Source organism: Colwellia sp. Bg11-28, from assembly GCF_002836245.1.
Lineage (GTDB): Bacteria > Pseudomonadota > Gammaproteobacteria > Enterobacterales > Alteromonadaceae > Colwellia > Colwellia psychrerythraea_A.
In genome coordinates this window covers 1241986-1262756 of sequence record NZ_PJBA01000018.1, presented here as the reverse complement: position 1 = coordinate 1262756, position 20771 = coordinate 1241986, and the positions used below count along the sequence as shown (strand labels likewise).

Genomic DNA, 20771 nt, shown 5'->3' with positions numbered 1-20771 from the left:
GGGGATAATGAAAGAAATCAGCACTCATAGGGTATAGTCATTGCTACTCGGCCTTGGATGAATACTTTGTTTTAATTTATAAATAACTAACTTTTAGACATAAAAAAACACTGATCATTATAATCAGTGTTTTATAGAATCTCTACAATTTGAATCTTTAATATTATTTCTTAAATTGACGAGAGGCTAAACCAATAAGGCCCAAGGCAAAAATAGCAATTGTTGTAGGTTCTGGGATCTGAGTACCAAAAAATTCAATTTCACCTAACTGATGATTCGTTCCACTTACAACAGAAGTCGATTGATAGCGGAAAATGCTATAAGCCGTATTAGCGTTATAATCATCGTTGTTTGAAAATTGCACTACTTCAAAACGATCTGAGCCCCAAATTGACTGGCCCGCTACATCATAAGAATAAAGTGCAGTATAATTAATACCATCATTAGAGCCTAGAATTCTCCATTGATCAGAATCTCTATTAGGTACGTCATTTGCCGAAGATAACGTAAACATGTCTAATATATAACGGTCTGTGCCAAAGTCTGCTTCGACCCAAACGTTTCCGCCATTACAGCACCACTTACCGTTGCGACTTGTTAAGGTGTTATCAAATACATTAAATGCCTTTTCTCTTCCACCAAAACCAGGGTTTACACTTGAACGAAAGGTTGCATCATAGTTAACGTTAGAATTAACCAAACCATCATTTTCAGGGTCAGTTAAATCGCCACCAATTAATGCCGAAGTACCAGTTCCAAGAATTAAACTTGCACTAGCCGTTGGCGTTAGGAAAGCTAGAGTTGCTGTTAACATTATAAGTGGAAGAAGTTTTATGTTCATAGTGTATCTCTTTAATAAATTTCAAATAAATCTGGCAAGTAATCGTGTAAATATTAATTATAATATTTCTACATATGTTATAGCACTAGTCGTACCAGTTTGAAAAAGTATAGTTATTTCAATAAAATGGAAGTTGAAATTTATAGAGCTAAAGTAAACTGTAAACTATTCTGACACAAGATAACTCATCAACCAGTTGATTTACTTAATAATATTAACAAGAGTCTATCTTGGTTTTTATTCACAATACAATGAAGTACTGTAAGTGTTTTTACTTATATAAGAGCAAACAGTAAGCGCCTTAAAATTATAAAGCGTAGCACTTTGCATTATTACTTAGGGAGCCGCTGCTTTTTGAATTGAAAATAACTGAGCACTGAGAGCATAGTAAAAAATGCAGGATCACTCCAACCAAAACTGATGGAAATACCTATTCACCCGCATAGTAAGGTAGTTGTAACACCAAAGATAATTGTTATGAATAGGGTATTAAGAACTCCAGGGCCGTTTGATATTGTTGGTCGTTTTACCTGCAACGATTTTAGGAAAAGCACTTCAATATTATGAAGCGCTTTGATTTTATATATATTTAACTATGGCTGTTGTTTAGTTGGTGCTAAAACAATTTCACGAATACAAACGTTTTGCGGTTGATTATAGGCATATGAAATTGCGTTAGAGACATCAATCGGCGCTAAAACACCGCCCATTTCTTTTTTCCAAGACTCATATCCAGCAATGATTTCAGTAGAGCTGGTGTGTGATAATAATTCTGTTTCAACAGCACCTGGGGCAATGGTGATAACTCTTACGTTGTTATTAGCCACTTCTTCTCTAACGTTTTCTGAAATAGCATGAACAGCAAATTTAGTCCCACAATAAGCAGCATGATCACCAAATGTTTTTCTGCCTGCAACCGAACTAATATTGATGATAGTACCCGTATTTCGTTTTTTCATGGCGGGTAACACGGTTTGCATGCCATTTAATAACCCTATTACATTTACGTCATACATGGCTTGCCATTCAGCTGCATTTTGAACATCTACTTGGCCAAGTAACATAAGACCGGCATTATTTACCAGTAAGTCTACAGGGCCATACTTATCAGTAGCGATGTTAATTGCATTTTGGAAAGCTTCTTTATCAGTTACATCCACTTTCATGCAGAGGGTATTTGAAAGGCCGAGGGCTTCAAGTTTTTCGACTCTTCTTGCTAGCAACAATAAAGGGTGACCTTGTGCATTCATTTGTTTCGCTAACTCTTCACCAATGCCAGAGCTTGCGCCAGTAATAACTACTAAATTTTTCATATTATACCTCGTCATAGAGTTTTGTCTGTTGAGTTAATAATAGAGAAACTTCAGGTAATGATATATGCCACTTTACTTACATCATTGATGACTAAGAGTTACCAATCTATTGCTTTCTAGTACATTGTATAGCTATCCGTTCTCACCCTAAGTTAGCAATAGCGGTGACTTAGAGGCTATTTTATGAGTGGAATAACCAACTACTATCATCGTTTACTTTACTATTCTTTGGTGATATATATGCATCAACAGTTACATCTGTTGACTATGAGTTGACAAAGAGGTCGTATGAAAAAACACGTGAGTCTTTCTGATATTAGAACCTTTGTTGTGCTGGCTGAGCAAGGTAGCTTTACGAAAGCAGGTGAAAAATTAGCGTGTTCAAGGTCACATATTTCCAAGCAATTAGCTCAATTAGAATTTAGTCTCGGTGTTAGTTTATTGATAAGGACTACCCGCACGCAGCATTTAACGGCACAGGGCAAAGCGTTTTATGAACGCTGCAAACAGTCACTCAATGGTATATCTCATGCTATTGAACGAGTGCTTGAAAGTGCTGATTCTTTATCAGGTAATATTCGCATTAATTGCGTGGGTGGTTACATTGCAGAAGAGATCATTGCTTCCTTGATAAGTGATTTTATGGTGCTGCATCCAGATATTAATATTGAGCTAGACTTCTCTAGCCGGCGAGTAGATTTAGTTTCAGGGGAATTTGATTTCGTTTTTCGTATGGGGGAATTAGCGGATTCATCACTCATTGCTAGAAAACTTACCGATATAAAGATAAATACCTATGTGAGCCCTAAATACTTAACAAAAAATGATAAACCGAATGACCCAAAAGATTTAGTACGTCATCGATGTATTGCAGGCAGTTTAAAAAACTGGATGTTCATTAATAGCGACAACAATAAAAAAGTTGAAGTGATGGTAGCGGGTAATCTTACTTGTAAAAATGGCAGAGTGATGGTCTCTTCAGCTATTGCAGGCAACGGAATCATTAGAGTGCCAGAGTTATATTGTAAAACAGAACTTGAACAAGGTTTATTGGTACCACTATTTGATCATTGGCAGGTAGAGCCCACTCCATTTTATTTAGTTTACGTACAAGATAAACATCAGCCACTGCGTTTAAAAGCGTTTAAGGATTATGTGGTCGAGAATTTTTCGAAGTATTTAACGTAATAATGTTTGATATGGATTAGACGGTTGATAGTCGAAAGTTAAGTCATTATATTTAAAACAATTGTATTCAAGGCGCGGTGATGAAATAAGGGTTATTCAGGAGCATGTTCTCCTGATTAACCATTCTCTCCAATCAATGCCTTGCCTCTAAGCCGTTATAGTTTCTTTTTGGGAGGGAACCCTGGGCACCAGAGCACGCACTAAGTCTTTCATGCATATAGTCCCTACAGCTTCGCCTTCTTTCTTGACTAAGTACACCTTGTTAGTGTCGCCACCTGAATGAGAGATCACATCTTCTAGCGTAGCGTTGACGTCTACACTGCCAGCTGTATCTAAGGAGTTATCAGGTAGCGGTTGCATCACTGAACGTACTCGCAGTACTCGTACCCGGTTAATTTCGCTGACAAAACTTTCAATGTAAGGGTCGCAAGGGTTTAATAGAATATGCTGGGGTTCACCTTGTTGAATTACTTCACCATCTTTGAGGATAACCAGATGGTCAGCTAGTTTAAGCGCTTCATCTAGATCATGGCTAATAAAGATAATCGTCTTGTGCAGCTCTTTTTGAAGTTCTAGCAGTAGATCTTGCATATCATTACGGATCAATGGGTCCAGTGCTGAAAAAGCTTCATCCATTAACATCACTGCCGAGTTTGAGGTCAGCGCTCGGGCGATACCCACTCGTTGCTGCATACCACCGGACAACTGATGTGGATAGTGTCCTTCAAAGCCAGTCAAACCTACTCGGTCGAGCCATTTTTTAGCTTCTAGATCCGCCTCTTCTGTTGAACCCCCTCTGACTCGCAGAGCCGTACCTGCATTTTCCAATACTGTTTTATGAGGCAGAAGGGCAAAGTTCTGAAACACCATCGACATATCTGACTGTCGCATTTTACGCAGCTTTTCATTAGATAGGTCCATCACATTAATACCATCAATCAAGATCTGACCATCAGTGGGTTCTATCAGCCGGTTAAAATGCCGAATCAAAGTAGACTTTCCAGAGCCAGACAATCCCATAATCACAGTGACCTGGCCATCTAAAATATCGATGTTGATATCTTTCAAACCCAATACATGATCGTGCTGTTCCAAAAGTTCGGGTTTTTCAACGCCATTTTTAACATGTTGCAGCGCCATTTCAGGGTCAGGGCCAAATATTTTATAGAGCTTCTTGATAGATATTTTTATATTAGCTGTCATTGTTCACTGCCTTAGGTGTTAGATTGAGAGACATCAATCCGTGCTAGCGTTGCTTTACTTACACGATCGAGCAAGATGGCCAAAATTACGATACAGAAACCAGAGACTAGCCCCACACCGAGCTCAAGGTTATTAATTCCCCGCAATACCAAGACACCAAGACCCGGTGCAGAGACTAGTGAAGCAATAACCACCATCGCCAGTGACATCATAATAGTCTGATTAACGCCGGCCATAATGTTAGGTAGTGCCAGTGGCAGTTCAACATTGAACAATTTCTGACGGGCGCTCATACCAAAGGCATTAGCCCCTTCAATAATATCTTTATCGACTAATCGTATACCCAAATCAGTGAGCCTAATTACTGGAACTATCGCGTACATAATAATCGCAATGCCATATAATTTGGATTCGGTGACACTAAACAGGAAGATGAGTGGAATGAGATAGACAAAGGAGGGCAAGGTTTGCAGCATATCAAGAATCGGAATGACACCTTTTTGAAACCTATCGTATTTTGACATCGCTATGCCGATGGGAACGCCGAGTAAAACACTGATCCCCGTACAGACAAAGATAATCGCCATAGTTTGCACAGCGTAAGAGTAATGGTCGATAAAGGCGAGGAAAAACCAAGTGATAGCGGTCAGCAAGGTAGCGCCTTTTGAACGAGTCATCATTTGCACAGCGATAAGTGTTAATCCGATCAAAAGCCACCAAGGCGTAGCAACGAATAACCAGATAGAGCCATCCAATAGCCAGCTCAGAGGCTGTGTTAGGGGATCAAGTACAAACTGAAGGCTGCTTTTCACATTGAGAAAAAGTTGCTCGACACCTGAAGTCATATCTCGCGTACGAGGGATGCTGTTACAAGCGCCATGGAGGTTATCGAGTGATGGGAAAGGTACATTCCACAGAGAAGTGTCTTCGGTTACCGCAGAGCCTTTGCTTTTTGCTAAAAGTTCAGCCATTGTCATTGGCCCGCCTTTAGCTTCGTTACTGCACCAGTCCTGTAACCCAAGTGAATCGAATAGCGAGTCATAAAATGACATATTAAATATTTCCTGTTTATTTTACCCTGTTCGGATAATTCCTTATCAGGGTAACTGTTGTTGCTTTGTATTTAGGGCATCTTGATTTTGTTGCAATATTTGTTATCAATATGTGTGTGGGAGGATAGGATCAGTATCAATACTTGCTTACTGGTCCCATCGTTAATGCAGTTTATTTCAGCAGTGACGCAAGGTTTTTACGGGCGTCTTCACTGAGCCACGCTGACCAGATATCCTGTTGGGTGGTAATAAAATGAACTGCAGCCTCTTCAGAAGAGGATTTATTAGCTTCTTGCCAAGCCAGTAATTGACTCATCTGCTTGTTAGTAAAGGAGAGCTTCTTCATCAGGTTCAGCACTTCTGGCTCACGTGTAGCCAGATCGGTTGTTATTGCAGTCACTACCGTGGCGCTTGGCAGAGAGGTTTTTTGCGGATTAGAACATTCTTTACTTTCAGCGCAGGCATAAGCTGTCTCATCGAAAGCTCCCATATCTACGGCAACCATTTCATACTTACCTAAGACAGACGTCGGTGCCCAGTAGTAGCCGAACCATGGTTCATGGGCGTCGTAAGCTGATGCAATAGAGGCGGCCAGTGTTTCACCTGAGCCATGGTTGAAAACATCCATCTTATTGCCAGCAAAGTTGAATGCCTTGATCAAGTTGTCGTTCGTGGTTCTCATGCCCCAGCCGTTTGGTGCATTATGGAAACGACCGCCAACCAGTTCGGGGTTAGCCAGGACGCCTTCTATGGTTTTCAGCTCCGGATGTTTGTCGGCAAGGTATTTCGGAATCCACCAACCGTTAGTACCACCATCAGAAAGAACCTTAGTTGCCGTGATTACTTTGCCCTGTTTTTCAAGCTCTTTATACAGAGGCACTGCGGTGATCCATAGTTCGGTAATGATGTCAGGTTTACCCGTTTCAGCAAGAGATACAACGGAAGGAACGGTAGATGTCGGGATGGTTTGAACGTTACAGCCGTATCCCTGTTCTAAAATGAATTTGGATACCGATGTTACCAATTGTCCTGAGGCCCAGTTCATTTCACTTATTGTGATGTCCCCGCAATCTGATTGTGCCGTAGCTGGCATTATATAAGTACTGAATATTAAAGCGGCTATTGGTAGGATTGATTTTTTCATTATTATTTCCTTTAGTTTTTATCAAAGAGTCTTGTTGCCGTTCAGGACCAGATTACATTAAAAATGAATAAATATCATTCTGATGGTTCAGATCGAAAACTGCTATCACCGATACTAGAACGAAGGAAATGCAGTTGTTAAATTTATAATCATTAAAAACAACTTAAATAAAATTTATATATATACCCGCTCCACTTGAAGATGCTCGTTTCAGGAAGCCGGAGCGAATCATAATCAAGGCACATTTTTTTGTTAAGGGTTATTCCCTTAAAAACAAATGTAACGATGAATATTTTTTGCTCAGGTCTCCCCAAAGGGCTGGTTTATAAACGCTTTATGCCACGTTATTGATTTCGACAATAGAATAACTATTCTCTTCAATCAATGCCTTGCCTAAAGGCGTTTATAATTCCAGCTGAATCCTGCATCTTCAAGTGGAACGGGTATAGTTAACTATTTCATTAGTTTGTAGTGAAGTTGAGCTAATGATAAGTTACCTTCACCTAGCATTGAAAACTCTTGAAAATAACCGTTAAAAGCAGATTATGAACCAAACCAATAAAACTCTATCGCTATATAATAAACTTGAAAAATACCCTTTTGGAAATAAACTATTTTCAATTATGGTAAGCCGCATCGCGCCTTATTTTGCGACTATTAGCCCTAAAATTTCAGAATTAGTGCCGAATCAGTGCACTTGTCTTATAAAAAAAAGAAAAAAGGTTTTTAATCATATAAAAACGGTGCATGTGATCGCTATTTGTAATGGTTTAGAAATGGCAATGGGGGTAATGGCAGAAGCATCGGTACCTAAGCACCTACGTTGGATACCAAAAGGAATGACCGTTGATTACACCGCAAAAGCAGGTAGTGATATTCGATGTGTAGCAAAGGTTAATGCAGAAGATTGGCAGCCTGGTGATATGCTTGTCGATATCACTGCATATGATGAAAATGATGTTGTTGTTGTTAAGGGAAACATTAAACTTTGGATATCTGAAAAACCTACCAAGTAAAGTTTACGTTTTTACTTAATGTCGATTCGACACGTCATGATACAAAGCATAGCTGCGTAACGTTATTGAAATGTTTTACAATGCTAAAAAGTGTCATTAATACATAAGGGTATTTACCTGCTAATGTTGATGATGAAAATTTTCTGAGTTACAAACTGTCTAGTAGAATCTGGGCAGTTCCTCCAACCATTTTTCCTTAGTGGAAAATCCTATGACATAAAGAAATAACTATGAAAAATAATTTTATTACCAATATTCATAATCGATTATTCTCCAGTGCCCACTCCCAAAAAAATCTTCGAGATATGGTAGTAAAATTAACTTGTTGTTTTTTATCGTTCGTCGCTACTAACAGTGTCGCCACTACGCCAGTCCAGCAAGTTAGCAAAGCTGAGCTGCCTCGTTTATGGCAATTGGTTGATTATCACGATATCTCTCATCCTGTCATCGGCAGAAAGGGCATGGTGGTGAGTCAAAAGCGAATAGCCAGTGAAGTGGGGGCAGATATTCTTAGGCAAGGCGGCAACGCAGTTGATGCTGCGGTAGCGGTAGGTTTTGCATTATCCGTTGTTTTACCACGCGCTGGAAACTTAGCTGGTGGTGGTTTTATGCTGGTTCATTTAGGTGATGAAAAGAAAACAATTGCCATTGATTATCGAGAAACAGCTCCTGCTTTAGCATACAAAGATGTTTTTCTTGATAAATATGGTTACCCGATAGTAAATAAATCACTGAAAACATTATCCGCTTCGGGTGTACCAGGCACAGTTGCAGGTTTACATTATGCCCTTGAAAACTATGGTTCAATGTCTTGGTCTGAAGTAATTAAACCGGCAGAAAAACTTGCTAGAGCGGGTATCGTTGTTGATGATGATATGGCGCGTTTCTTTTACAAAGAACAAATGTTTTTATCAGCTAACTCAGAAACATGTCGAGTATTTTTAAAAGAAAACTGCCAGCCGTATCTAGCAGGCGAAGTTTGGGTGCAATCAGATCTTGCCGATAGCTTAGCCTACTTGCGCGAGCAGGGTAAATCTGGATTTTACCAAGGGGATATTGCAAAAAAAATTGTTGCAGCAATGCAGCAGGGCAATGGCCTCATTACTGCAAAAGACTTAGCGGATTATAGAGTGAATGAAGTAGCGCCTATTCGTGGCACATTTCAAGGGTTTGAAATTTTAACTATGCCACCGCCAAGTTCAGGTGGCGTTCACCTTATTCAAATGTTAAATATGTTTGAAACACTTAACTTAGAGAACATTCAGCAAGGCTCTGCAGCACTAATACATCTGCAAACTGAAATATTTAAGCGCGCCTATGCCGACAGAAGTTCCTTTTTAGGTGACCCTGCTTTTGTCAACGTACCGAGTAAGGGCTTAACTAGCAAAACCTATGCAAAAGAACTCAGTAAAAATATTAAGCGGAATAAAATAACCCCATCAAGTGATATTAAAGCCGGTGAACCCAGTAAATATGAAAGCCCTGATACCACGCATTTTTCTGTTATGGATGCCTCAGGTAATGTGGTTAGTAGTACTTATACCTTAAATCACAATTACGGTAGTGGTATTACTATTCCAGGTACAGGAATTTTATTGAACAACACCATGGATGATTTTTCGGTAAAACCGGGTAGTCCAAATAGTTACGGTTTAATTGGCGGTATAGCTAATGCCATTGAAGCAAATAAACGTCCGCTGAGCTCTATGACGCCAACGATAGTGCTAAAAGATGGTGAACCTTATCTTGCTACCGGTACGCCTGGCGGCAGTAAAATAATCACCTCGGTATTTCAACAATTGGTTAATGTTTTATATTTCGAAATGAATATTGCTGAAGCGACCAATGCACCACGAGTGCATCATCAATGGCAACCTGATGTGTTGTCTGTTGAGAGGAATATCCCTGCTGATACCGTTGATATCTTAAAAGCGAAAGGTTACAACATCAAAGTATCTAGTTCATTGGGTAGCTTACAAGCCATCATGAAACATAATGGCGTATTTTTAGGAGCAGCAGACCCTAGAAGAGCTGGTGCAGCTGCCATTGCTGTTGATGTTATCGAGCAGTCAGTTAAGTTAGCCAAGTAAATTAGCGCAATAAGAATGACAGTAGAATAATGATGACCGATTAATTAATTCTGTTTATAAAAGTTAACTAATACTATGGGTATAACTTAGCTTAACTTAAATAAATGAATAATAAAAAACAGCCTCTAGTGAGGCTGTTTTTTATTGAATTGATTTCTATCACAATAGTGGTGGATGAAAGTAACCGCTAGATGTTGGTAGTGGTGGCTCTTCTCGAGTTTTGTGAGTTACTGTTGGAGTATAAATTCTGCTAATGCCTGCGCTTGTTTTTCGTTAACATTCATTGGCGGCATAGCCATATTTCCCCATTTTCCAGTGCCGCCGTTTCGAATAGAGACGACTAACTTACTAATAGCACCAGTATCGCTCTTATACTTTTTGGCAATAGCCTTAAATGCAGGACCAACAATGGTCTTATTTATATCATGACAGCCCGTACATCCATTGTTAGTTAGCAATACTTGTACATCGAGTGCTTCACCAGAGGCTGGCGTACTAATGGGCGATTGAGAAGCACTAATAATTGTTGGATCATCAGCTTTGGCTGAGCCATATACAACCGATAGATAAGCGCCAATACTGTTAATATCGCTTTCACTTAGCGGTGCTCCATAAGAGTGTTGCATTTTTAGTACCGCACTTGTCCATGCTTTTTGATCCATGCCAGGAGGTTGATGATGTATGTAATCAACGGAGTGGCAAATAGTACATTTTTGCAGGGCTAGGTTATAGCCTGGCAATGTTGATTTGGGTAGAGTAATTGTACTTGCTGGCAGCGTTATCTTTTTTATCGTAGTCTCAACTGCTGCGTATGCCTGACTAACAGACGGTGATATACCTGCAAGAACGACAATGGTTAACAAGGAGCCAATAAAACTAGAACTCAATAAAGTAGTAAGTGATTTGTTGTTAGACATGGGGCTACCTCTATATAACGTTAATGGCGACTGATTCAATGGCATGACGTCTATAGCCACCATGATTCCAGCTTGCTCTAAGTGGTTGCACTTCACCATTGTTGTTACTGGCTCGTACCATGACAGTTGCCTTTCCTTTTTGTGCAAAACTTACGGTAAGTTTCCAAGGAAGAAAGGAGAAACGTCCCAGGCTTTCACCTAAGGTACTGGTAAGCCAAGTTAAACCGCCATCGATTGATATATCGACATTTTTTATACCAGAGCCATCGTCAAAGGCAATGCCTTCAAGTTCAATTGGCTTAGCTGAAGAGAGGGTATCGTTAGCAGAAATATTAGTAATAAAACTACGAACTGGCAGTGTTGAAATCGGACGGTTTTTCTCAGCAGTACTGCCTGGCGTAACACATAGACAGTCGTTGTCGGGCAGTTGATAAGCGGTATTCATGAAATAGGAATCTTGACCGGTGAATTCAGTATCTAATACCGTGATTTCAGATAAATGTTTAACCCAATACGTACCGAAATAGCCTGGAACAATTAGCTTCAAAGGGTAACCGTTTAAAAATGGCAGGTCTTCACCATTCATTCCCCATGCAAGTAATGGTTCTGGGCTAAGAGCATGTTCAATATTTAGTGCTTTTATAAAGTCAGGAGTGGTGGGTAATACGGGCTTATCAAGACCATTAAAAGTAACGTACATTGCTTCAGGTGATACACCTGCTTTTTCCAACACTGTTCTAAGAGGGATACCGGTCCAGCGTGCATTTCCCATGGCACCATTACTTAGTTGAGCACCAAAAACACGTGGTGATGAATAACCTCGGCTGTTTCCTGAACATTGGTTAACTGCAACAACATCAACAGGCTCTGCCATTGACTTGAGTTCTTGAAGGCTAAGCTGGAGTGTTTTGTTAACCGCGCCGTTAATGTTAAGTTTATATTTTTTTAAGTCTATTTCGGTAGGAAAGTTTGCAAGATGATAACGAACGTAAAATGCGTCATTTGGGGTAATAAGGCTTTCATTAAAGACAGAAAAAGGTGTTTCTAAATGGGGCGGCCTGCTATGAACCAAGATCAAATCCCGTTTTCCCGGGTATTTAACTAAAGGTCTCATGCCTCCGGCAAGGCTAACGCCTTCATTATTGTCGGTTGCCGCTAAGCTAAGTAATGGAGACGCTCCTAGAGCTAACATGCTTGCTTTGCGTAAAAATTGACGACGAGATTGTTGTACAAGATGGGTTTTATTATCAGCCATTGATTAATTCCCTTTAAGTTATATCAATACTTCCATAAGACATACCCTATCAGCTGGCGTAATAGTAATCAAAATGTTTAATCACTTAACTTTTCTTTCCATTTATCTAACCACTGGGTAGAATTTAGCGGCTTAGAAAAGTAATAGCCTTGTATAACATCGCAACCATGGTCAGCTAAATAATTTAGTTGTGCTTTAGACTCAACACCTTCAGCGACCACCCTGAGTTTTAAAGACTTTGCCATCTGTAATATGGTATTGATGATCGGCACATCATCTGTTTCATTTTTTATATCATCAACAAAACACTTATCAATTTTTAGTTCGATTATTGGTAGGTGATGAATATAATTTAAGCTTGAATAACCGGTACCAAAATCATCAATTGAGCAGAGAATACCTTTGCTTTTCAATAGTTCCATTTTACTGACCACAAGTTTTAAGTCGGTAACCAGTGCACTTTCGGTTAATTCCAGTACCAGCTCTGAGTAGGGGACTTGGTAATTATCAAGGCTAGTTAAAAGGTTATCGACAAAGTTTGGCTGAGCAATTTGTTTGGCACTTATATTGACAGATATAGGGGATGTTTCTTTTGAAAACACTCGCCTTTGCGCTAACAAACTACAAGTTTTATCGATAATCCAATTACCCAATTCAATAATAGCGCCGTTCTTTTCTGCTAAGGGGATAAATTCAACGGGTGATATTCCTCCTAGTGATGCAGACTGCCAACGTACCAATGCCTCTGAACCAACAATTTTACCCTGTGTGGAATATTGAGGCTGTAACACAATATTGAGTTCACGGATGAACAGGTTACTTTTCATCGCTAATGATAATTCTGAATGCCTTTTAAGTGAGCAGGTATCATTATTGCTAGCAAAAACATAATTATCACCACCCTTATTTTTAGCATTAAAGACAGCTAATTCTAGTAATGGCTTGATATCAATGTAGTCTATATCTTTAGCAGGAATATTTAATATTCCTATACTTGCTTGCACATTAATTACATGCTGATTAATGGTAATTGCTTGATGAATCTCTTTAAGAATTTTCTCGGCTAAGTCTTCATTGGTCATGATACGTGCGTCATCTAAGCCTGCAGCTGCACTTGGATTGATAAGCACATAAAAACTATCTGCACTGCTTCTATAAGTAACTACCCAAGAAGGTAAACGTTCATTTAGTCTGGTCGCGGTTTCTTTTAAAATGACGTCGCCAGTATCATCACCATAAATTAAGTTAACTTGAGAAAACTTATCTAAATTTATAAGCATTGCTGTGATATTTTCATTTAAGAGTAAGGATTTATCGAAACATTTTTTTAAATCACGCTCAAGCGAGTAACGATTCCTTACCCCGGTAGTTTCATCAAAATAAGCAAGTTGATGAATATCTTTTTCTGCTTTTTTTCTCTCTGTGATGTCTCGAACGATGCCAATAAAAACTTTATCATTTCCGTGCAATACTTCTGATATCGATAATTCCATCGGAAAACTAGTGCCATCTTTTTTCATCGCAGGAAGCTCTCGTCCAACTCCAATGATTTTAGCATGACCTGTTTTGAGATAGTTCTGCATATACTTATCATGCTGAGAAACAAAGGGCTTTGGCATTAATATTGAAACGTTTTGGCCAATCAACTCTTGCTGTAAATAGCCAAATGTTTTTTCTACCATCCTATTGGCGGATAAAATAATGCCTTTACTTGAAATAGTGACAATACTATCGTTTAAATTATCAACAATTGTTTTTAAGTCTTCACTGGTCGATCTTTCTGAGTCGAGAAGTTGTTTTTGTTCGGTTATGTCTTCGAATGCACCGTAAACATGGGTTGCAACGCCTTGAGCATTACTTCTTATTTGCCCTGTTGTTTTTACCCACTTATGGTTGCCCTGAGCATCAACAAAAGGCAACTCTACCTGATAAGGTATCAACTGATTTACAGCTAATTCAAAGACATCTTTTATCGTTTTTTGAACTTCTGGACTGTAAAATTTAGCGGCCTGTTCTAGCGTTATTTCTTCATCAAGTGATAAGCCATAAATCCGATATGTCTCTTCTGTCCAATGTGTTTTTCCTGTTGATATTTCGTAGTCCCAGCCACCAATTTTGGCAAGCTTCTCTATTTCACTCATCAACTGATATTGATGTTGGAGCTTAGTTTCAGCGACTGAATTATCTAGTGCTAATAGCGCTCGTTCAAATAACTGCACTAAAATTCTACTGGCAAAAAGCACATCGGGAGACCATTCGATATTTTTTTGACTATCACCTAGAAATATAAAACCTCTATTTTCGCCTTTGATTTGTAAGGGAATAAGCAGAAGTGAACAGAGCTGAAACCGTGATAATATTCTGCTGGTATTTAAACCAAATGATTCATAGGTGAAATAATTATTAATAATTATTTCAGAGGTACTTTCTAAAAAAGAGAAAAGCTCTGCATCTTCTTTTTTAGTTAATCGTTGAGATGATCTATGATCAATCATGCCATCAAAAAAATCAGCTTCACAAAGGTAAGCTTGTTCGTCTTTATCTAATACCCACAGTGCTGCACGGTCGACAGAAAATAAAGCAGGGGTAACATAAAGCCCTTCTTGTATTAACTGCTCCATAGATCCAGAATCTAGCGCTGAACCACTGGTTAAAGACATTAATAGGCTTGCATAATCAGTCATCAGCTTTATCCATTAAAAGCTTGGCCTAAAGCCCCAAGGGCGTTGGCTCTTGTTTTAATGTTTATCGTTTCGCTTTCGACGGTATTGGCTTGATGGAGATTATTTTGGGAAGCATCACTGATGTTCATAATATTGCGGCTGATTTCTTGCGATACCATGCTCTGTTCTTCTGATGCGGTTGATATTTGAATAGCTAAGTCAGAAATGTCAGTGATTGATGAATAGACCTTATCAACAACGTTATGAGCTTCTGTAGCTTTTTCAACACAACTTTCAGCAGATTCTTTACCTTTGGTCATTGTTTGCACCCAAGACAATAATGTACTTTGCATTTCTGAAATTGAGGTTTGTATTTGTTCTGTTGCTGCGTGGGTTCTGCTTGATAATGCCCTTACTTCATCGGCCACAACGGAGAAACCGCGGCCATGCTCACCCGCTCTTGCCGCTTCGATCGCAGCATTTAGCGCTAATAAATTTGTTTGGTCTGCAATACCTTGAATTTCATGCATGATGCTACCAACTTTTTCTACTTCACTCGCCAGCTCTGTTGCTGATGACGCTGAGTCAGCCACGTCCTGAGCTAATAGGTTCACTTTTTCCATGGTGAGGTGCATCGCTTCTGTAGCAATTTGACAATCTGAATGTGCTTGATTGACTTTTTGGGAGGTGAGAGTGGTATTTTTCGCAACTTCATCGATGGTGGCAACCATTTCTTCAACGGCTGTCGATACCTGATGTAGCTCTGTCGTTTCTTGCTCTGCACCTTCTTTAGCTATTTGTGCTGCTTGCTCAAGATTAGTAGCACCCGAGCTTAGTAAATTACTGCTATCAATGATGCGACCCAAAATTGTTTTTATCTTACCTTCAGCAACCTTTAAATGAAAATCTGCAATGCCTTGAGGTTTAGTGCCACAATAAATTAAACGTGAAACGCTGTCATAATCACGTACTAGATTTTTAAGGTATTTAGGCGTGTCGATTATTTCATTTTTATAGGTTATGAAGGGCAGTACAGGCAATAAGAACATCATATAGGGGTAATACATGGCGCTTATGAGCGTGGTAATACTTGCTGACCAATAGACTAGGTTTTTAATGGTGGTGTTTTGATACCATTTCGTTAATGATTTACCCTTTTGTAATGCTTGATAAGACGAAATAGCATTTTTCTTGGTTGCATCATCTAAACGTGTTCTAACCGATTGATAACCGACGAGCTGACCAAATTCAAAAATAGGCGTGACAAAGGCGTCTACCCAATAATATCGACCATCTTTACAGCGGTTTTTAACAACGCCACGCCATGGTAAACCTGACTGTAAGTTTTTCCACAAATCTTTAAATGCAGCAGATGGCATATCGGGATGTCTTACAACATTATGATGTTGTCCGATAAGTTCATCAAGAGAGAAGCCAGCAATTCGACAGAATTCTGGGTTTGCATAGGTAATCACGCCGTTTTTATCTGTAGTCGAAATTAATTCAACACCGCTTTGAAAATTAACTTCCTCATTAATGAGCGGTTGGTTTCTTTTTGTCATTTTTAATTCCTTTTAGATAAAGTAATGATAATTACATCCGAGTAACAAAAATATATCGTACCATTGACAAAAACGACAAAAGCGACAATATTGGTGAAATATAGCTGAAATTTCATGTAAGCTCAATAAATAAAATAGCTACATTGATCTAGGTTAATATTAGGGAATGGTATACTGCTATAGTGAAATGGGCTTGTTTTTATTAAGGATTATTGGATTGGATATCAGTAAAAAGTCTCTGTTAACCCCTGCAGAAGCGGCTAAATTGTTACATGTTGCGCCAACGACCATTCGTCATTGGGCTCAAATTGGTCGATTACCTTTTATTTCTACACCCGGTGGACATAGGCGGTTTGATCGAAATGACATTTTATCTTTAATGTCTACCCCCAAAATCAATGTAAAAAATGATTTTTCTATCTTGATCATTGAAGATGATAAAGAGTTTGCAGACATGCTCACTCAGTTTCTAGAAAACCTTTTTCCCTACGCTAAAATAAAAATAGCTTACAATCCTTTTGATGCAGGTGATTTGCTGCATACTGTTAAGCCTGATGTCGTCATGCTAGATTTAATGATGGTAGGGATGGATGGATTCTCTATTTGTCACCGCATTAAAAGTACGCCAGCAACCGCAAATATTATAGTTATTGCAATGACTGGCGCATTAACTGATGATAATGTGAGTAGGATAGTTGCATTAGGGGCTGAAACTTGTTTTGGAAAACCGCTTAACTTTACGCTTTTAGAAAAGACAATCAAACAACTTGTCGAGCAAAAAAAGGCGACCTCCTAACTACAGCGTGCATCTTATTAATTCAATTTTACGACTATTGATAATAGTAGCTTTTATAGAGTTTTAACGATGCCAATTGAAGCAGAACAGAATATCTACGAGAAATTCTTTAACCTATCTATTGATATGTTATGTGTAGCTAATACAGAGGGCCATTTCCAAACCATTAGCCCCTCATTCACCCAAGTACTAGGCTATAGCGAAGAAGAGTTACTCTCCGCGCCCATCCTTGATTTCATACACCCAGATGATGTCGATAAAACAGCTCAAGAATTTGCCAAATTAAACTCAGGACAAGATTCTTTATTTTTTGAAAATAGATACCGGCATAAAAACAATCACTATTTAACATTTTCATGGAATGGTTATTTTGAGGGTGATTCAGGACTTATCTATGCCGTTGCTCGTGATATTACCGAGCAAGTTAAAGTTCGAAATAAACTGCAACACTTGCAACGCGCATTAGCGCAAGAAACTATTTATGCTGAAACCGATATAAGTGGTGTTATCACCAAAGTTAATGATAATTTTTGTCAAATATCGGGATATTCAAAAGAAGAATTAATAGGTAATACACACAAATTAATCAATTCGGACCATCACCCAGCCTCTTTCTTTAGTGAGATATGGAAAAAAATATCATCAGGAAAGATTTGGTCAGGCGCTATAAAAAATCGCAAGAAAAATGGTGAGTACTACTTTGTACAAAGCATTTTAGTACCTATATTCGATAATAATGAGAAAATCTCTAATTACATTGCCATAAGGCAAGATATAACCGACAAAGTTAATAGTGAACATGATCGCTTAAAGGCCCTTGAGATCCTCAGTGAAACAAGTTCAGCAGCAAAAATTGGCGGTTGGGAAATGGATGTTGCTACCGGCTTGCTAACGTGGACCAATGAAACCTTTAGAATATTAGACGTTGAACAAGTTGACGGATTATCGCCGATGTTACCCGAAGGATTGCAGCTATTTATTGCTGAAGACCAGCCCATTATTGAGAATGCTGTTGGCAGGGCGATAGAATTTGGCGAATCTTATGGTTTAGAGCTACAAGCCAGAACACCAAAAGGTAATATAAAATGGATATATACCAATGGTAAAGCTAACTATAAAGATGGAAAAATCGAAACAATATCGGGCACTATTCAAGACATTCATCAACGTAAAATTACCGAGATAAAGTATAATCAAGAAAGACAAAAAAGCATTATGAACGCAAAGTTTGCAGCACTTGGCGAGCTATCAGCAAGTGTTGCCCATGAGATAAATAATCCACTCGGTATAATTTCTGGTTACGCTGAATTATTACAACTAACTAATACCACGGCATCCCCAGAAGATATTTTAGCAAAATCCGCTATTATTCTAAGGTCTTGTGATCGAATTACTCATATCGTTAAGAGTCTGAAAAAATTCTCCCGAAGCGATGAAGCAATCCAACATACTAGTTGCTCGCTTAAAAATCTGATTAGTGAAGCGATAGTGCTCACTAGACCCAAACTAAAACTTTGTATGATAGAGCTGCAATGTGAGTATATCGAAGATAGTAATATTCTGTGTAACGAAATAGAAATTGAACAAGTTATTGTAAACTTAATTAATAATGCTATCGATGCTTTATCAGAACTTCCTGACAAATGGATTGATATCTTAGTCACCGAAACGACACAAGATTACATCATTTCAATTACCGATGCTGGCATCAGCATTCCAATAGATAAACAGTTATCAATATTCGAACCATTTTTTACTACAAAAAATACCGGGGAAGGTACTGGGCTTGGTTTATCTATCGTAAAGGGGATTTTAGATAATCATGGCGCCAAAATTTCGATCGATAATAACAACAAAAATACATCTTTTGTTATTCATTTCCCTAAATTGAATAACAAAGTGAGTAAGGAATAATATGCCAATCAAGGTTGTTTATATTGATGACGAAGAAATGTTATGCCAGATGTTCAAAGAATATCTACACTCAGATGAAATTGACCTAGCGGTTTTTACTGACGAACAACCCGGCATAGAGTATTGCAATAATAACAATCCAGATTTGATATTTATTGACTACCGATTAAAAAAACAAAATGGAACTGATGTCGCTAAAGCAATTAGCAGTGATTCGATAAAAATCTTGATCACGGGAGAACTCGATGTAACGATGGATACTTGCTTTGACCATAAAATTGAAAAACCCTACCGACTGGCTGATATCAAAACCTTCATTGTTGAAGCCTTTAAGAACAAGGGGTTGCAAAAGCTCTAACCAAGTATCGAATTACAATCTGCAATATAAGTATTGAAAGTTCGTGGCGGGTAACAGCGCTCTCTAATTAGAGTGCTTTTTATTTGGAAAGCTCAGGCTTATATCCATGCAAAATGCTATTATGGTTTATATTCCTTTTTATTAAATTATCAATTAAATGTTAATTTTACCTCTCAAGACAGGTTGTCGTTGAGCCTAGCTCAAACAACATATTCTGGCGGTGACACATCACTGTTCGAATCAATATCCGGTGACATCGTCGACAAGGGATACAGTATTCGTCCTTACGCTTTGCCTACAAACTTAACCAGCTTGTTATCACAACATATCATCGAACTGCCCACTGACGAATTTAAACGTGCAGGTATAGGTCGAACTAAAGATCATATGATTAACGACTTTATTCGCACAGACGCAATAAGTTGGATAACCGATGATAGCGAGGCAGGTTGTGCTTGGATAAACTGGGCGGAGTCACTACAAGCCTATTTAAATAGACGTTTATTCTTGGGGCTATTTTCTTTTGAAAGTCATTTTGCCCATTATGCGAAAGGCGATTTTTATAAGAAACACAAAGACGCGTTTAAAGGTGAAGGTAATCGTGTGTTATCTGTTGTGGTCTATCTTAATCCCCATTGGGCTTCATCGGACGGTGGTGAGTTAGTCATTTATGATAAAAACACCCCTTCCTCAGTAGTGGTTGATAACAGTAAAATTACCGTCATACCTAGTTTTGGTACCATAGTGGTATTTTTAAGTGAAGAATTTCCTCATGAAGTATTAGCCGCAAAACGTGACCGATACTCTATAGCGGGCTGGTTTCGCTTAAACAATAGTATTGCCAATAATATTGATCCGCCAAGTTAATGAAAAACTATGAAATTTTATGAGAGCGTAACCATTGTCTAAATCGCCCCCCAAGCTACATAATATCAGTGAATTATATGATATTAATGAGCAAATCAGCCCTTTAAAAGCACTAGCAGATAGAGAACGTGCCTCTATTTATGGTTTAACAGGCATGGTTTATACCCCGCATATAGATGACTATATGCAGGTCAGTATAAAGAAAGCCGAGATACTCGCGTGTTTAAAAAAACAGGGGATAATGGAATTAACAGAAGTAGAATTAATTAGCTCAGCATTAGATTTCTTATATAAAAGAGCCAAAAATAATTCGGTTGTTGAGTATGAAGGAAATAGTTATCAACGACGATTTTCGCCACTAAAGTTAAGCAAATCAGGAAAGGTTGTTCGAACATGGGCAAGGTATTGGCTTTTACAAATGGCGAGTGGCAGAATTGATCCCAAGTGGGAATCTCAAGTACGAGAAATTTGGCCAACGTATTTTTTAATCAGAGCAATAGATATTTAGTTTGGTAAGGTCGTGATAAATAGTTGGGGCGCTATTTACGATATAAGATCAAGCGACTCAATAAATTAGTCCAATTGAAATGCA

At 38.6% G+C, this 20771-nt stretch carries 17 protein-coding genes; 8 read left to right on the top strand and 9 right to left on the bottom strand.

What is annotated here, in order from left to right; all coding sequences use genetic code 11:
• Nucleotides 1-163 precede the first annotated feature (163 nt).
• Nucleotides 164-841: a PEP-CTERM sorting domain-containing protein gene (locus tag CXF79_RS22670; RefSeq protein ID WP_101158050.1), complete on the bottom strand. Its 678-nt coding sequence runs from the start codon at nt 839-841 to the stop codon at nt 164-166.
• Between the two features lie 593 nt (nt 842-1434).
• Nucleotides 1435-2154 carry an SDR family oxidoreductase gene (locus CXF79_RS22660; RefSeq protein WP_101158049.1) on the bottom strand — a complete coding sequence of 240 codons (720 nt, stop codon included), beginning with the start codon at nt 2152-2154 and terminating at the stop codon, nt 1435-1437.
• Nucleotides 2155-2442: 288 nt separating this feature from the next.
• Between CXF79_RS22660 and CXF79_RS22655 the strand changes: the two genes are divergently transcribed.
• Nucleotides 2443-3342 (top strand): LysR family transcriptional regulator, encoded by a 900-nt coding sequence (locus tag CXF79_RS22655; RefSeq protein ID WP_101158048.1) that lies wholly within the window; start codon nt 2443-2445, stop codon nt 3340-3342.
• Between the two features lie 147 nt (nt 3343-3489).
• Here the strand turns inward: CXF79_RS22655 and CXF79_RS22650 are convergent, their stop codons facing one another.
• The 3 genes from CXF79_RS22650 to CXF79_RS22640 form a co-directional block, all read right to left on the bottom strand.
• Nucleotides 3490-4545: a betaine/proline/choline family ABC transporter ATP-binding protein gene (locus tag CXF79_RS22650; RefSeq protein WP_101158047.1), complete on the bottom strand. Its 1056-nt coding sequence runs from the start codon at nt 4543-4545 to the stop codon at nt 3490-3492.
• 11 nt (nt 4546-4556) lie between these two features.
• A complete protein-coding gene (locus tag CXF79_RS22645; RefSeq protein WP_232769292.1) occupies nt 4557-5522 on the bottom strand; it encodes an ABC transporter permease in 966 nt (321 codons plus the stop codon).
• Between the two features lie 247 nt (nt 5523-5769).
• Entirely contained in the window at nt 5770-6741 is a 972-nt protein-coding gene (locus CXF79_RS22640) for an ABC transporter substrate-binding protein (RefSeq protein ID WP_011045652.1), read from the bottom strand.
• Between the two features lie 545 nt (nt 6742-7286).
• Between CXF79_RS22640 and CXF79_RS22635 the strand changes: the two genes are divergently transcribed.
• On the top strand, nt 7287-7757 hold the full coding sequence (locus CXF79_RS22635) for a hotdog fold domain-containing protein (protein ID WP_011045651.1): 471 nt from the start codon (nt 7287-7289) through the stop codon (nt 7755-7757).
• 230 nt (nt 7758-7987) lie between these two features.
• Complete coding sequence (gene ggt / locus CXF79_RS22630) at nt 7988-9847, top strand: gamma-glutamyltransferase (protein WP_101158046.1); 1860 nt, start codon at nt 7988-7990, stop codon at nt 9845-9847.
• Between the two features lie 227 nt (nt 9848-10074).
• On the opposite strand, the gene CXF79_RS22625 is transcribed toward ggt, so the two are convergent.
• From CXF79_RS22625 to CXF79_RS22610, 4 genes are all read right to left on the bottom strand, one after another.
• The gene (locus CXF79_RS22625) at nt 10075-10764 is read right to left on the bottom strand and encodes a c-type cytochrome (RefSeq protein ID WP_157825909.1); all 690 of its coding nucleotides are present in this window, start codon (nt 10762-10764) and stop codon (nt 10075-10077) included.
• Between the two features lie 10 nt (nt 10765-10774).
• Nucleotides 10775-12019: a SorA family sulfite dehydrogenase catalytic subunit gene (gene sorA / locus CXF79_RS22620; RefSeq protein WP_101158044.1), complete on the bottom strand. Its 1245-nt coding sequence runs from the start codon at nt 12017-12019 to the stop codon at nt 10775-10777.
• A gap of 77 nt (nt 12020-12096) precedes the next feature.
• Nucleotides 12097-14703: a sensor domain-containing protein gene (locus CXF79_RS22615; protein WP_101158043.1), complete on the bottom strand. Its 2607-nt coding sequence runs from the start codon at nt 14701-14703 to the stop codon at nt 12097-12099.
• Between the two features lie 5 nt (nt 14704-14708).
• The gene (locus tag CXF79_RS22610) at nt 14709-16244 is read right to left on the bottom strand and encodes a methyl-accepting chemotaxis protein (protein ID WP_101158042.1); all 1536 of its coding nucleotides are present in this window, start codon (nt 16242-16244) and stop codon (nt 14709-14711) included.
• Nucleotides 16245-16461: 217 nt separating this feature from the next.
• Here CXF79_RS22610 and CXF79_RS22605 point away from each other — a divergent pair, with 217 nt between their 5' ends.
• From CXF79_RS22605 to CXF79_RS22585, 5 genes are all read left to right on the top strand, one after another.
• The gene (locus CXF79_RS22605; protein WP_011045645.1) at nt 16462-17040 is read left to right on the top strand and encodes a response regulator; all 579 of its coding nucleotides are present in this window, start codon (nt 16462-16464) and stop codon (nt 17038-17040) included.
• A 69-nt stretch (nt 17041-17109) separates the two neighbouring features.
• Complete coding sequence (locus CXF79_RS22600) at nt 17110-18954, top strand: PAS domain S-box protein (RefSeq protein ID WP_101158040.1); 1845 nt, start codon at nt 17110-17112, stop codon at nt 18952-18954.
• Between the two features lies 1 nt (nt 18955).
• On the top strand, nt 18956-19312 hold the full coding sequence (locus CXF79_RS22595; protein WP_101158038.1) for a response regulator: 357 nt from the start codon (nt 18956-18958) through the stop codon (nt 19310-19312).
• A gap of 183 nt (nt 19313-19495) precedes the next feature.
• On the top strand, nt 19496-20179 hold the full coding sequence (locus CXF79_RS22590; RefSeq protein WP_101158319.1) for a 2OG-Fe(II) oxygenase: 684 nt from the start codon (nt 19496-19498) through the stop codon (nt 20177-20179).
• A gap of 34 nt (nt 20180-20213) precedes the next feature.
• Complete coding sequence (locus CXF79_RS22585; protein WP_011045641.1) at nt 20214-20687, top strand: hypothetical protein; 474 nt, start codon at nt 20214-20216, stop codon at nt 20685-20687.
• The last annotated feature ends 84 nt before the right edge of the window (nt 20688-20771 follow it).